8 protein-coding genes and 1 pseudogene are annotated in these 15,701 nt (G+C 40.8%); 7 read left to right on the top strand and 2 right to left on the bottom strand.

Annotated elements, in window-relative coordinates; genetic code table 11:
- The first annotated feature begins 121 nt into the window (after positions 1–121).
- Positions 122–2,071, top strand: a complete 1,950-nt coding sequence (locus MB380_RS04375) for a TonB-dependent receptor (RefSeq protein ID WP_253533597.1) — start codon at positions 122–124, stop codon at positions 2,069–2,071.
- 440 nt (positions 2,072–2,511) lie between these two features.
- Here the strand turns inward: MB380_RS04375 and MB380_RS04370 are convergent, their stop codons facing one another.
- Both MB380_RS04370 and MB380_RS04365 read right to left on the bottom strand, forming a co-directional pair.
- Entirely contained in the window at positions 2,512–4,122 is a 1,611-nt protein-coding gene (locus MB380_RS04370; protein ID WP_253523758.1) for an IS1634 family transposase, read from the bottom strand.
- Between the two features lie 757 nt (positions 4,123–4,879).
- Complete coding sequence (locus MB380_RS04365) at positions 4,880–6,505, bottom strand: IS1182 family transposase (RefSeq protein ID WP_409014670.1); 1,626 nt, start codon at positions 6,503–6,505, stop codon at positions 4,880–4,882.
- A gap of 171 nt (positions 6,506–6,676) precedes the next feature.
- Here MB380_RS04365 and MB380_RS04360 point away from each other — a divergent pair, with 171 nt between their 5' ends.
- From MB380_RS04360 to MB380_RS04335, 6 genes and pseudogenes are all read left to right on the top strand, one after another.
- Positions 6,677–7,054: a hypothetical protein gene (locus tag MB380_RS04360; protein ID WP_253533596.1), complete on the top strand. Its 378-nt coding sequence runs from the start codon at positions 6,677–6,679 to the stop codon at positions 7,052–7,054.
- On the top strand, positions 6,984–7,529 hold the full coding sequence (locus tag MB380_RS04355) for a transposase family protein (RefSeq protein WP_253533595.1): 546 nt from the start codon (positions 6,984–6,986) through the stop codon (positions 7,527–7,529). The genes MB380_RS04360 and MB380_RS04355 overlap by 71 nt, the downstream gene beginning before the upstream one ends.
- A gap of 120 nt (positions 7,530–7,649) precedes the next feature.
- Positions 7,650–12,131, top strand: a complete 4,482-nt coding sequence (locus tag MB380_RS04350) for a helicase-related protein (protein ID WP_253533594.1) — start codon at positions 7,650–7,652, stop codon at positions 12,129–12,131.
- Between the two features lie 11 nt (positions 12,132–12,142).
- Positions 12,143–12,466, top strand: coding sequence for a DUF4133 domain-containing protein (locus MB380_RS04345; RefSeq protein ID WP_253533593.1), 324 nt, complete (start codon positions 12,143–12,145; stop codon positions 12,464–12,466).
- Positions 12,467–12,507: 41 nt separating this feature from the next.
- Positions 12,508–14,973, top strand: a pseudogene (locus tag MB380_RS04340) (TraG family conjugative transposon ATPase).
- Positions 14,974–14,986: 13 nt separating this feature from the next.
- Positions 14,987–15,676, top strand: coding sequence for a conjugal transfer protein TraI (locus tag MB380_RS04335; protein WP_253533592.1), 690 nt, complete (start codon positions 14,987–14,989; stop codon positions 15,674–15,676).
- The last annotated feature ends 25 nt before the right edge of the window (positions 15,677–15,701 follow it).

Raw genomic sequence — 15,701 nt, 5'->3', positions numbered from 1 at the left:
CTTTTCAGGTATTATCAATTTCAGATTTTGGAAAAAAATTAACAGGAAGCTTATGGCAATTTAAGTTTTTCTATCAATCACTCAAACCTAAAATCTCATCATTATCTAACATAATTCAAAAATGAATATACAACTAAAAAATATATTAATATTACTTTTAGTATCGATGTTACCCATGGGTAACTTATATGCACAAAAAATCACAGCACTTCCCGAAGTTGTAGTTGTGGCGAAACCTCTGATAGAAGAAGCAAAAGTAGACTCATTTGCCTCTGTATCAGCTGTTATTTCTAAAGCGCAGATACGTGATTTAAATGCGATTGATCTTGCGTCTGCGCTTCGTCGCACGCCTGGGGTTCAAATAGCACGCTATAATCCGGTAGGTGCTTTCGGTGGAGACCAGGGTGGTGCTGTTTTTATCAGAGGCATGGGTGTGAGCCGTCCTGGCAGCGAAATTAAAACCTATATAGATGGGCTTCCCTTTTATATGGGTCTTTGGAATCATCCATTATTGGATCTCCTGCCAATCAATGCTGTGCGGAATATTACAGTTTATAAAAGTCCCCAGCCGCACATTAACGGAAATAATTTTGCTTCCATAAATCTGACAACGGTTAGCTCTGTTGCTGATAGTGTTAAAATCGAAGGTAACGGTAGAATTTCTGCCGGATCGTTTGGTACTTTTGTAGAGCAGATTTATCTCGCCGGTAAAAATAGTAAAGTAGATTACAACCTAGCTCAGGGATTTGCCCGCTCAAAAGGACATAGGCCGAATGCAGACGGTGAACTAAAAAATATTCTGGGAAATGTAGGCATTCAGTTAAGTTCATCGTGGCGCACAGAAATTAAGTTTTTATATGTCAACAATAAAGCAAGCGACCCGGGTGATGCCAGGGCAACATTGCCTTTAATAGCACCTCAGTATAATACAGAAGCAGGTATGTTCTCCATTGGGCTACTTCATCAATATCAAAAAATAAGTGGCAAATTACAGATATATACTAATAAAGGAACGGGCTCATGGTTAGACCTACTCGCACCGGATGGAAATACGATTTCTCACTTCAAAACCAGTGGCTTACATTGGAATGAAAGCATACGTCCCTGGAAATTGGCTGATTTAATAGTTGGTCTGGACTTTGATTACTGGCAAGGTTCCGCTGATTTTGAAAGAATTGCTCCTGCACCTCAAACCACCTACAAGGCTCCGGATTTTAGTATAACATCTCCCTATCTGGCTTTAAGTCAAGCAATTTTACTCAATGACAAATGGCAGCTAAGACCATCGGCCAGCATAAGATATTACGGCCATAATAAATTCGAATCTTCATTTGCCCCTCAAGTAGGCCTAAGCCTCAAATCTGATATATTTACCTTATTTGGGAATTTATCAAAAGGCATTAATTATCCGGGATTGGAAGCTCCTCTTTTATCCTCTCTAATAGCTCCTTTAGGAGACAGCTGGCAACAATTAAAACCAGAAGAAGTTAATCATCTTGTAATGGGTATAAAATGGTCTCCTGCGGCAAATACCGATGTGGATATAGATTTATTCCAGGATAAGGTTAAAAATCGCTATGTATTCGGTTTCCCTCCCAATGTACCTCCACCCCCTCAGTTTATTAACCTGGAGGCTTATCGGATTCAGGGTTTAGAAGTAGGTTTGCGACAAGGTTTTGCGAAGCAATGGCAAGCATTTGCGGGAATCACACTCCTTGATCCTACTATTTCAAATCTCCCTTACGCACCTAAAACTGCTGTTACGGTAGGTATTAATGGAAGAGTAAAGCGATTGAGAATAGTTTTTGACGGGCAATACCAGTCAGCTACCTGGGCACTTAACAGAACGCGTTCTGCTGGCGATATAAACGGAGAACGCGTAAGTGGATTTACAGTAATAAATACACGAATTTCTTATAAACTACCCGTGTTGGGACAACAAGGAGAAATATTTACTGCTATCGAAAATCTATTTAATACAACTTATGCTTACCGCCCCGGATACGTAATGCCCGGGCGCTGGATACAAATAGGTGTATCGGCTAGTTTTGCTAAAATTGGTTTAAAATAATTTTTCTATCAAACACATCAACTGAATTTCTCTCATAGCCGTTTTAAACGGCTATGAGAGAAAAACCCACTTCACCCATTCAATAATATAATAGTTTCAGGAATAAACCGGCTTAAAGATTCAGGGAATTATCTATTAACCGAACGGTTAGTTCAAAAAGGTAATTCTTCAAGATATAACTTCAAAGACAGTTATAAAAATAATACCATGCAGAACTCAGAAGAATTAAAAATATACGGACTGGATTTATTTGGCAAGAACATACGACAATTCTGGATGGATGATTTGAAGGGCTTGTTAGAAAAGTTTCCAAATTTAGAGTTCTCGCACAAACAGGACTTTTATATCTTGAGTTTGACACGATTTTGGGATAAGTGGCTGATAATAAGGCACATGAATATCCAATCGGCTCTCTACAAACCGTTATTTGGAGTGCGAGTTCAGATTTTAAACTTTGCTTGCGTTTGTATGGGTAATATTGGTTTTAAGCCCAGTTTTTGGAGGATAGTTTTTTCGTTTTCTGTTGGCATAGACCTTAGATAAGATTTGGCTCCGTTATTTTCTATCAGGCTTACTTGCATTTTGTCAAGGGTATCCCTCAACCCTTTTTCAGTGATTACATTTTTATCGCGGTTAATTTTTTGTAAGACAAAGTTTTGTATGGCGAAGGCTATGTAACACAGGCATATATGTCCTTCGATTCGCTGGTCTGTCCAGTGAAACATGGGCCTGGTTTCCAGATGGGATTTGAAGGTTCTGAAGCTATGTTCTATTTTGAATAGTTGTTTGTATTGGTCCAGAACTTCGGCTACCGGCATGCTTTGATTATTGGTGCTTATAGCTAAAAACCCATCATACTTTTCGGAGACCTTTATTTTTTCTTCATTCAGGCTATATTTCTGGTTTTCATCTGATTTTAAGAAGAATCTGGTGGCTTTATTGTTGATTTTCGAAGGGTTCTTCAAGAGGTGCTGTGCGTGCTGTAGTTTATCTTCCCGGTCTTGCTTGTCTTTGGCCGCTCTTTTTGCCGAGTAGGTAGTAATAAAGGTCTTGCCTTCCTGTTTTAATGTGGTGTAGCGAATCAAAACATCTTGTCCGGTAGCATCTTTGTATATCCACTGCTGATGGTAATTCTTTAAGTCGAGTAGGGTTTGCTGCGTTTTTTGGGGCAGGCTTTTCAAACGTTCTCCAATGATAAATTCGTAGCCTTTGCTATTTGTTATTTCCAGGTTTTTCTTTGAAAGCATCCCCCTATCGGCTACTACAATTACTTTGTCAATCTGGTATCGCTTTTTAAGGTCGCCCAGTGCTTCCCTAAAAGTATCCCCTTCATAGGTGTTGCCTTTGAAAACCCTATAACCGATAGGGTTTTTCAGGTGGTCTATGAGCATACAAAAAAGAACTTGTGTTTTACCTATTTTGCCATCCTTACCAAAACCCATTTGTCTAAGTTGTCCTTCTTTCTCAACTTCGCTGGCAAAGTAGAAGGTCGTTACATCATAAAATACCACATCCAGGCTTTGATTGAAAAGATTCCGACCCGTTTGAAAAATCTGCTGCTGGATTAACTCAGTATACTGAGCCAACTTATCCAGAGCCCGATACAAGTGCTGTAATGACAATTCGGGAAGGTTTATGTACTCATCACGATGCTGAAAGTTGCTGCGTTTGCTGCAAGGGCTTTGCAGTCGTTCCAAAAGCATCAGAAATACACTGTCAAAAAGACTGAACTGAAGCTTGCTCTTTTGCTGAAGACGATCCAAAAGAAGCCTTAACCCATACTGCTCCAGGGCATAACCAAATACTTTTTGATAACCATAATTGTATCGACCTAATTCGATTAGGTCCCCTTCCAAAATAGTCTTCAACTCTCCTCCACCTAATTCGTAAAATCTGATGCCAATGTTACGAAGTTCTTCAGGCTTATAATCTTCAACCTTACCAAGAGAATACAAAACCCTCGAACTAGGCTTCCCTGACCCATTTCGGAAACTCTCCAAAATGCGCAAATAAGTGCCTGATTGCTTTCTCTCTACTTTCAAATATGCCATAATGCAAAATTACAACCATATAGCTTTGAATGTCAATAGACAAAAACACAATCGGCTCTCTACACTTTTTCCGAAAAATAGCCAAAATAGCCCCCAGTTAGCCATCCAAGAGCTTTTTCCAAAAACAACTGTCAAACTTAAGAAAAATATACGGACTGGATTTATTTGGCAAGAACATACGACAATTCTGGATGGATGATTTGAAGGGCTTGTTAGAAAAGTTTCCAAATTTAGAGTTCTCGCACAAACAGGACTTTTATATGCTCGTTACAGTGGAGCGTGCCGAGGGTGAAATGTTTATCGACAACCATAAAATACGCCTGGACGAGCCGAAGGTGATTATCATAAAACCCCGGTGCATAAGTAGCATTAATATTAACAGGCAGGCAAAAGGCAAAATAATTTGTTTCACTGAAGACTTCTTTTCATTGAGGTATAATAATAATAATGTGTTATACCTGTTTTCTTTTTTAAAGCAAAATGTCAAACCATACATCAGGCTATCCAATGAACAAAGATTCCGTTGGAACACCTTAATAAATCTGATACAGGAAGAATATCAATCAGGCCAAAAGGAATACAAAAAAGTATTACGTTCTTATTTAAATATTAGAATTTATATCGAATAAGATGTTAAAGGTTTTCATAAGTATTAGTTTTGCTTTATGAAACGCCTTAGATATCAAGATTTAAAAGGAGGCTGTCCAAAAAGGGGCAGCTTCTTTTTTTGGTTTAGATCGAAAGGATTCGGGTTTTACTAAGCGGCGTAGCGATATTTTATCTGGTAAGATTCAAAAAGTACATAAATAGTCCTATTTTGAGCGGTAGATACTGAATTTTGTTGATTTTCTTGTTCAGACAGGCGTTTTGCTGCCCACTTTCTCAGATTATGCCCGATAGCCATCAGGCCAAACTCAATACCTACCTTCTGAAGACCCCTTAAAGTAAATCTTGAGAACTTGTTATTACTTTTCATCTGTCCGAAGACAGCTTCTACCTCTATGGGTCTTTTACTTCGGTGTTTAAGCCCTTCTTCTGAGAGTAACCAAGCCCTTGCCTTTGCTTTCAGTTCATTAAGTCTGGGATTGACCTCTATTCTTCGGTTGACTTTACTTTTATGGCACATCCCTCTTAAGGGGCATCCATCGCATCGCTTGGCCTGATAATACCTGACACCGGACTCATAGCCATTGCTGCTTGTCCTTTTACCTTGGCCGACACATACCATTCTTTGACCCATTGGACATACATAAAAGTCTAAGGCTTTGTTGTAATACAGATTCTGAACCAAAAATGGATTGTTCTTCTGTGAACGTTTCTGCTCTTTATGAAAGTAATTGTACTTCACATACGCTGTTATTGCTTTCTCTTCAAGCCACTCATAGTTCTGTTCACTACCATAACCTGCATCGGCCACTACCTCTGTACTTTGCTTGCCATATTGCTCCTGAAAACCCTCCAGGTGGTGGGTAAGTGTGGTGGTATCTCCTGCTGTCTGATGGATGCTATAATGGGTAATAAACTGGTTCTCGGTACTAATCTGACTATTATAGGCTGGTTTGAGTTGACCATTCTGCATATGGTCATCTTTGAGTCGCATGAATGTGGCCTCTTCATCGGTCTTGCTATAACTATTCCGCTCGCCTAGCGTTTCCAACTGCTGTTCATACTTCTCTAAGCGGGGTAGATGCTCCTGCTGCAGTTGCTTTATTTGCTTTTGCGTCTGTTTAGTACTACCCTTTTGTTTACTATTCAACTCTGCAAGCTTGTTCTTAAGCTCGGTGCTGTCTATGGGTTTGGGGGTCTCTATTCTATTTAGCTCGCCCTGATCTTGCTTAATCTGTGATTCTATCTCTGATAAGACAGACTGGATTTTGCCTTCCAGTTTAGCTTTGTTCTTCTCTACTGACCCTTTCCATACAAAACTGTAGCGGCCAGAGGCGGATTCTATTTTCGTACCATCCACATACTGCAAATCCAAACTCACATATTGCAATTCATGAAGCATCCGTACTACTGCTGCAAACAGGCTTTGAATATGGCCTTTTAAGCGTTTACCCCGAAAGTAGTTAATGGTTCGGTAATCAGGAGTGCTGTTACCCGACAACCACATCAAGTGAATGTTCTCCTGTAAGGCTTTCTCTATTTTACGGCAGGAATAAATATTCGAAAGGTAGCTGTAGAATAATACTTTCAGTAGCATCCGGGGATGGTAGCTGCTGGTTCCCCCTCCTTTGTATTGGGAAACAAGCATGCTTATATCCAGTCCGTCAACGACTTCGTTCACTAGGCGAACCGGGTGATTCTGTGGTATTCTGGAAAATATATCTTCCGGAAAAAGACTTAATTTATTGGCCGGTAACGATTTAAAATGTATCTTCATCTTCTCTTTGTGTTGCACCTCTAAGATAACACTTTTTAGAGGAACAAAGAAAAATCCCCGCGTCTTTTTTGACCGGGGATTCCTATTTTTAGACCTTTTTAGACAGCCTCAGCCCATACGGGATTAAACAAGCTGGAATTTGAGACATTATCCAAAGAATTTACTCAAGTAGTGGAAAGCTATTTTTTGCATTTCACAATTGAAGGTAAAATTCGTCAGCGTCAATCTAAATCTCGTAAAAATAGTGTATTTGTTGAATGGTCAGATTTTTTACTATTCATTTTAATATATCTGAAAACCAATCCTTTGCAAATAGTTTTTGCTACCAGTTTTGGTTTAACACAACCTAAATCAAGTATGTGGTTAAAACTGGCTAGTAATTTTTTGTTGGAAACTCTAGCTAAAGGTAATGTACTACCTGAACGTAAATCTGAGCGACTAAGCAAATGTATTGAGGGTTTAGATAAAATTCTGATAGATGCCACAGAAAGAGAAGTCTATCGTAGTACAGATTATCAGACCCAGCAAGAGCGGTACGCCGCCCGATAATATTCGGGCAAAAAAAGCTCTGGGCGGCATTCCGCATACTATCAAGAACCTCATCATAAGTGAGCCAGATACCTATATTAGATATTTAAGCCCGACTTATGAAGGTAGCATCCACGACAAGAAAATGGCAGATGAAGAAGATTTTAACTTTCAACAAGCCATTACATTGATTCAAGATTTAGGTTTTCAAGGATTTGAACCAGAAAATGTTACCATTTATCAGCCTATTAAAAAACTTAAAAGTCTTGATTTGAGTATCCAACAAAAGCAATACAACAAAGAGCAATCTCAACAGCGAGTTTCAGTAGAACATGCTATTAGAGGAGTAAAAATATTAAGAATTGTCAAAGAAAAGATACGTTCCCACCTCCATGCTTGGAGAGATTTGGTCATGTACCTGGCTTGTGCAATTCACAATTTTAAAATCAAACTAAAAAGAAAAAAGCAGCTAAGCTATTTACCTTATTCGATATAAATTCTATTTACTCAAAATCTTTATATCTCAAAAAATAAGGAAATTATCATAGGTGATGAAATAAAACCGGGGAGAAATCAGTACGGAAAAGCCCATGAAACTGTATGGCAGCATGGGGATATGGTGGCCATCGGAAGCAAACTCAGTAAAGTGCTGAATGAAGGTCTGCAAAGACACTTTAATAAGTCATTGTATCAAAAGGCATTTAAGCCAAAAGAATTTATCAAAGCCAATACCGGCAAGAAGCTGAGTTATCTAGCTATGCCGGAAAATAAAGAAGAAAAAGTATCGCTGCAATTAGGACTGTTTGACACCGCTCCGCTTGAAAACCTGAATCGGGCAATGGCTTATATTAATTCAATGGATGAAACGGTAGTGCAGAAAAATACGGCCAGGTTGATTAGTACCATTCGTACAGCAGACAATCCCAGCCATGAGGCTGTCGTGTTGCTTACTGCGAAACGCCAGAGCAGCAACTATTTTTTGTATAAACTCTATGCCAATGTAAAGGAAATACAACCGCTTTCTGCCAACTGGATGGATGCCCGGCTGCTCGGGCATGAACTCTCAGCTATAACTGGAAAACTTAAAGACTTCGATCATCATTACATACACGAAGGTGACCAAACCCTCAACAGGCATTTCAATTTTCAAGAGTCGACTCAGGAGCTCTATCAGCTCATGAAACCCTTTTATAGAGAGGGCACTTTAGTTTTACATCAGGGCAAAATCGGCAGAATTGAAAATCCGGACAATGAATTTAGGCAAGCCGTATTCCAGGAACTACCTCTGCAATCAGGTAAGGCGTTTTATGAAGGATACATTTCTTTGAGAGACCGCTACCTGGATCTGTCTGAAAAAGAACTTTCCGGAACAATTATCGGTGATGCGGAAAGGGCAAGCCTGAATGAGGCTTATGATAGATTTGTTAACCAAAACGGTATTCTGAACATTCCGGAGAATCGCAGACGGGTACTAGAAGATACCGCCTTCGGAATGACACTGCTGTCTTCTCTGGAACGCAGGTCAGGTGAACACTTTGTCAAGGCGGATATACTGACTGGTTCTATTGTACAGCACAAAGAACGCTTCACGACAGAAGACCCGGTTGAAGCGCTGACCCACAGTCTGAATGATACCGGTAAGGTGGATATAGCATTTATCAGTGCGGCCATGCGTTTAGGTGAAAACGAAACTATCCATCTCTTGGGTAATCATATTTACCTCAATCCTGCCATTCATGACTGGGAAACGGCGGACCAATATCTAAGTGGCAATGTGGTTGAAAAGTTAAAACACGCAGAACAAGCCATTGAAATCCAGCCGGAAAATACACAATACCAGCGGAGTCTGGAAGCAATCGGGAAAGTGCAGCCAGAACGGATTCCCTTTGAATTACTGGATTTTAATCTTGGTGAACGCTGGATCCCTACGAAGTATTATGAAGATTTTGCCAGACAGTTTTTCGAATTACCTACAGGAATAACCTACTTCCCATCTCTGGACACTTTTAAGGTAAGTACAGGGCATAATACGAAAGTGGATCGGGAATATGCGGTAACGCCTAAGAATGGCCGGACAACTTATGGCTATACCTTACTTGAAAACGCCCTTGAAAATACCACTCCCTTTTTTACGAATGAAGTATCCATTGGGGAGGGTAAGACCATCCGTGTACCTGACAATGAAGCCATCCAACTGGCGCACCAAAAGATTGAACAGATGCGAAATGGTTTTGTTGATTGGCTGAAAGAGCTTCCTGATTCAGATAAAAAAACGATTGAAAATCTTTACAATGATATCTTCAACTGTTATGTACTCCGACAATATGATGGTAGTCATCTGAGTTTCCCAGGGATAGACAAAAAGGCCTTAGGAATAGAAGATTTATACAGCTCTCAGAAAAATGCAGTCTGGCGGATTATTCAGAATCGGGGAGCTTTGATTGACCATGAGGTAGGCTTGGGAAAAACGCTGACTATGATTGCTGCTGCACAGGAAATGAAGCGATTGGGAATTGTGCATAAACCTATGATTCTGGCCTTAAAGGCCAACGTAAATCAAATTGCTGAAACTTATAGAAAAGCCTATCCTCAAGCAAGAATATTAGCTCCGGGAGAACCAGATTTTACACCTGAAAAAAGAGTAAGGCTTTTCCATGAAATCAAGAATAATAACTGGGATTGCATTATCCTTACTCATGATCAGTTTGGCAAAATCCCACAGTCTGCTGACATCCAAAAGGAAATTTTACAGACTGAATTGGATCATGTCAAGCGTGATCTGGAAACCCTGCATGATTTAGGCGGAGAAATTTCCAAAAAGATGCTTAAAGGGCTGGAAATCCGGCAGAATAACCTTGAAGGACAGCTCAAAGGGCTTCTAAAGGACATAGAAGAGAAAAAAGATCGAGGCATCACTTTTAAAGACATGGGCATTGATCATCTTTTTGTCGACGAATCTCATAAATTCAAGAATCTAACCTTCACTACCCGGCATAACCGAGTGGCCGGACTAGGTAATATGGAGGGAAGTCAGAAAGCGCTTAATATGCTGTTTGCCGTCAGGACACTTCAGGATAAGTTCAAAGCAGACCTCTGTGTAACCTTTCTTTCCGGTACGCCTATTTCCAACAGCCTTACTGAAATGTACCTTTTGTTTAAATACCTGAGGCCCAAAGAAATGGCGCGTCAAAAAATAGAAAATTTTGATGGTTGGGCAGCAGTATTTGCCAGGAAGACTACTGACTTCGAATTCAGCGTCACCAATGAGATCATTGCCAAAGAGCGATTCAGACACTTTATCAAAGTTCCTGAACTCGCCTTATTCTATAATGAGGTCACTGATTATAAAACAGCCAAACATATCAGCCTGGATAAACCGGAACTTAAGGAGTCACTTGTAAATATTCCGCCTACTCCTGAACAAAGTGAATTCATCAGAAACCTCATGCAGTTTGCGAAAACAGGTGATGGTGAATTGATTGGACGAGGCAGATTGACACCTGAAGAGGACAAAGGTCGGATGCTGATAGCCACGAACTATGCCAAGAAAATGGCAGCCGATATGCGGTTAATTAATAATTTAAGGTATGCTGACCATCCTGACAACAAAGTCAATACCTGCGCCCGGAAAATAGCGGAGATATACCGGCAAACACAAGAACACAAAGGCACACAAATCGTTTTTTCGGATATTGGTACTCCTAAAACAGGGGAGTTCAATATATACGATGCGCTGAAAGAAAAACTGGTACGGGATTTTGCAATCCCGTCTACACATATTACCTATATCCATGACTGGTCGGATAAGCAAAAACCGGAACTTTTCCAAAAGATGAACCGGGGCGAAATTAGAATCCTGCTCGGCAGCACGGAAAAGGCAGGAACCGGACTGAATGTACAGCAGCGGGTTGTAGCCATGCATCACCTGGATATACCCTGGAAACCTTCTGAACTGGAGCAAAGGAACGGGCGAGGAGCCAGACAAGGTAATCTGATTGCTAAAATGCATTATGATAATCAGGTACGGAACTTCATTTATGCCGTAGAGCAATCGCTGGATAACTATAAGTTCAACTTGTTGAAAAACAAACAGACTTTCATTGCCCAAATGAAAAACTGTGAGTTGAACGTGCGAACTATTGATGAAGGGGCTGTAGATGAGAAAAGCGGTATGAACTTCTCTGAATACATTGCCATACTTTCCGGCGACACCTCACTGCTTGAAAAAAGCAAGCTGGAAAAGAAAATAGCTGTGATGGAAAGTCTGAAGGTTGCTCATTACAGGGAAGTAACCAGAAGTCGCTATCAATTGGAAAACCTCCAGAATGAGAAGGCTAACGCCTCAAAAACTCTGGAAAAACTATCGGGTGATGAAGACTTATATAAAGAACAACTCAGGTTCGATAAAGATGGTACTAAAGCCAATCCTATTCGGCTTACCGATCTAAACAGCACAGATAGTGAGGCTATTGGTAAATATATTATTGATTTGTACAAAGGTTGGAAACCGAAATATGCAGATGAACCAGAACAAAAAATCGGTAGCTTGTATGGGTTTGATTTGTATATCCGCTGGCAAAGAGAGGCTTATGAGGAAAACGGATTGTTCGAGTTCCGTCATTCCAACAGTTTCTACGCAACCCGTGAGGAAAGCGGCATTAAATACACCTATAACGGTGGCATACCAAATACGGATAACCCAAAACTGGCAGCCCGGCACTTTCTGAATGCGATAGATCGGGTAGAGAGTTTAAAAGAAAAGTATACCCGGACAATCAATGAAATGGAAAATGAAATACCAAAACTACAGCAGCTCACCTTAAAGCCTTTTCTGAAAGAACTGGAGCTACAGGACATTAAAAACGAGCTTTCAGGTCTGGAAAGACAAATCATAATCAAGATACAGGAAAGCCAGCTCAGGAAGCAGCAGGAGGGCAATAACGAGACAGAAAATGTGAAGGAGACCACCAGACATAGACATACCAGTGAAATGGTGCTATTCAATACTTCGGTAAGTAAAAACGGACATCCGGTAATGAAAGAAATCCTCCAGGAGCCTGTGGAAATGCAGCGCATAAAAAGTAGAATGAGATTATAAAATTGAAAGCTATGGCTAACAGCATTTATCAAATCAATAAAGGAATTAACCAGAGCATTGAATTCAAAGGACTGAAAGCCCAATATATCTGGTATCTGGGCGGTGGACTGGTAATCTTACTGATCATCTTTGCGATCCTATATTTTATCGGTCTGCCTTCCCTATTTTGTGTGGGCATCGTCGGAGCCGCAGGTGCGGCTTTGATTATTCAGATTTATGGCATGAGCAGTAAATATGGCGAACACGGATTGATGAAAGCACTGGCCCGTAAACAGGTACCAGCATCCATCAGGTGTAACAGTCGTAAAGTTTTTCTAAAAAAACTGAAAAAATAATACATAATAGTTAACAGTAGTAATCGTAAAATATAAGTGAGATGGAAAGAGTGCTGGAAGATATTTTACCTATTATGGATGTAGAGAATGATTGTATCCTAAGCAAACTGGGGGATATAACGGTAGCTTTTAAGGTAGAACTGCCGGAAATATTTACGCTCTCGGATCAGGAGTATGAGGCCTTTCATCAGACCTGGATCAAGGCTATGAAGGTGCTACCTATGTTTACTATCTTTCACAAACAGGATTGGTTCCTGGAAAGTAAACACAGTCCTGATTTTACCAAAGAAGATACCAGTTTTTTAACCCGTAGCAGTGAACGCTTTTTTAACGAGCGACCTTTTCTGGATCATACCTGCTATATCCTACTGACCAAAAAACCAATGGCCAGGAAACCGGCCAGTTCGCTCTTTTCCAGCCTGTTGAAAAAAACCATTGTCCCCGAGGAAACCCTGAACCCTCAGTTACTCCAGGACTTTCTGGACAGTACCGGACAGTTCAAACGGATTCTGGAGGACAGTGGTTTCGTGAAGCTTATACGTCTCAAAGAGAAAGACCTGACAAGCCAGCACCGTAAACTTGGACTGATTGAAAAGTACTGTTTTCTGGCTGAAAAACAAGACAGCTTTGTCATGAATGATATCAGCTTTGCGGATGGATTGCGGGTAGGCGAAAGACATTGCCAGTTATATACCTTGGGTGATGCAGCCGACCTGCCTGCACTCTGCGGCAGCCGAATCAACTATGACCGTTATTCAACCGACCGGACCAAGTTTAGTGTCGGGTTCGCTGCTACCCTTGGACAATTGCTTCCCTGCAATCACCTGTATAACCAGTATATTTTTATTGAAGATGCCCAGAAGACTATTCAGAAACTGGAAAGCAAACGTTTACGGCTGCAGTCTCTGGCCGCATATAGTCGGGAGAACATGATTGCAAGAGATGCTACCAATGATTTTCTGAATGAAGCCATTAGTCAGCAACGGCTACCCGTAAAGGCACACTTCAATGTATTGGTCTGGACACCGGAGAAAGAGGAACTCAAAAACCTGAAGAATATGGTTTCTTCAGCCCTGGCTCAAATGGATGCGGCTGCCAAGCAGGAAACCATCGGGGCTCCGCAGATCTTTTGGGCGGGTATTCCAGGCAATGCGGCTGATTTCCCACTCAACGACACCTTTGATACGTTTGCCGAACAGGCCACCTGCTTTCTGAACCTGGAAACAGGCTACCGTTCATCGGTAAGTCCTATAGGTATCCGCATGGGTGACCGGTTGACAGGAAAGCCGGTCCATGTAGACATCAGTGATGAGCCAATAAAAATGGGTGTCTGCACCAACCGGAACAAATTTATCTTAGGTCCATCAGGCAGTGGGAAATCCTTTTTCACTAATCATATGGTCAGGAGCTATTATTAACAGGGAACACATATTGTTCTGGTGGATGTAGGACATTCTTACAAGGGTCTGTGTGACATGGTAAATGGGTATTACTTTACCTATAGCGAAGAAAATCCCATCCGATTTAATCCTTTCTTTATCGGGGAAGGAGACAGTCTGGACACCGAAAAAAAAGAAAGCATCAAAACCCTTTTACTTGCCCTTTGGAAAAAGGATGACGAGGTCTTCAAACGTTCGGAATATGTGGCCCTCTCTAATGCCATTACAGGCTATTATGATTATTTGAAAAAATATGATACGTGCTTTCCCTGTTTCAATACCTTCTATGATTTCTTGCGGGATGAGTACGTCCCGGTACTGACTCATGATAAAGTGAAGGAAAAGGACTTTGATGTAGATAATTTCCTTTACGTACTCAGGCCCTATTATGAGGGAGGTGAGTTTGATTATCTGTTAAATGCTGCAGAAAACCTGAATCTTTTACAGGAGCGCTTCATCGTCTTTGAACTGGACAATATCAAGGATCACCCAATACTTTTTCCCGTAGTAACCATCATTATTATGGAAGTCTTCATCAACAAAATGAGAAAAATGAAGGGAATCCGTAAGATGATATTAATTGAAGAGGCTTGGAAAGCACTCATGAAAGAAGGCTTCGCTGAATATATCAAATACCTATTTAAGACGGTCCGTAAGTTCTTTGGTGAGGCGATTGTAGTCACTCAGGAGGTCGAAGACATCATTTCTTCTCCGGTAGTCAAGCAGGCGATTATCAACAACTCTGATTGCAAGATTTTGCTTGATCAGAGCAAGTATCAGAATAAGTTTGACCAGATACAGGAGCTTTTAGGACTGACTGAAAAGGAAAAGGCACTTGTCCTGTCGGTCAATAAAGCCAATGATCCCACCAGAAAGTATAAAGAAGTCTTTATCAGCCTGGGAGGACTCGTGAGTAAAGTGTACCGTACGGAGGTGAGCCTCGAAGAATATCTGGCCTATACCACAGAGCAAACCGAGAAGATAAAACTGTTGGAATATGCCGATAAATTCGGCGGAGATATCCGTAAGGGAATTGCAGCGATGTCACAGGACCTAAGAAACAGTTAAACAATCACCAGCGATGAGAAAATACATGAAAATTCTGACCCTTTCGCTTTGCCTGGGCCTGACATTGGCTCCGGTTGGACAGACCCGGGCTGCTATTCCTGCCTCCATTGCGAAAATAATTAAGGCGGCAGTAGTGAAAGTCATCAAAGCGGTTGACCTCATGTTGCAACGGCTCCAGAATAAAACCATCTGGCTTCAGAATGCTCAGAAAGAATTGGAAAATATACTTTCTAAAATGAAGCTGGATGAAATTGCGGACTGGACGGAAAAGCAAAAAGAACAGTATCGGAAATACTATGAAGAGCTGGCGAAAGTAAAATCCATCATTGCGTATTACCAACGCATCAGGGATATTACGCAGAAGCAGGCGAAGCTGTTGCAGGAATATAACAAGGCTTGGGGGCTTTTCAGGCAGGATAAAAATTTTACTGCGGATGAACTTGAATACATGGCGAAGGTCTATACCGGTATTCTGAAAGAAAGCCTTAAAAATATTGACTTGATCTCTCTGATTGTCAAATCATTTACTACCCAGATGGCGGATGCCAAGCGCCTGGAAATCATCAATCAGGCAGCCGACCAAGTGGATAAGAATTACGATGAACTGAAAATCTTTAACAGGCAAAATATCCTGTTAAGCCTACAAAGAGCCAAAACACAATATGACGTGGAGGCAATCAAAAAACTCTACGGACTGCCTTAATTCATTTGAAAAAAAACAAAAATTA

Origin of the sequence: Emticicia sp. 21SJ11W-3 (assembly GCF_024138715.1) — a bacterium.
Lineage (GTDB): Bacteria > Bacteroidota > Bacteroidia > Cytophagales > Spirosomataceae > Emticicia > Emticicia fluvialis.
Note: the sequence above shows the minus strand (reverse complement) of the source record. Positions and strands in the feature narration are given on the sequence as shown.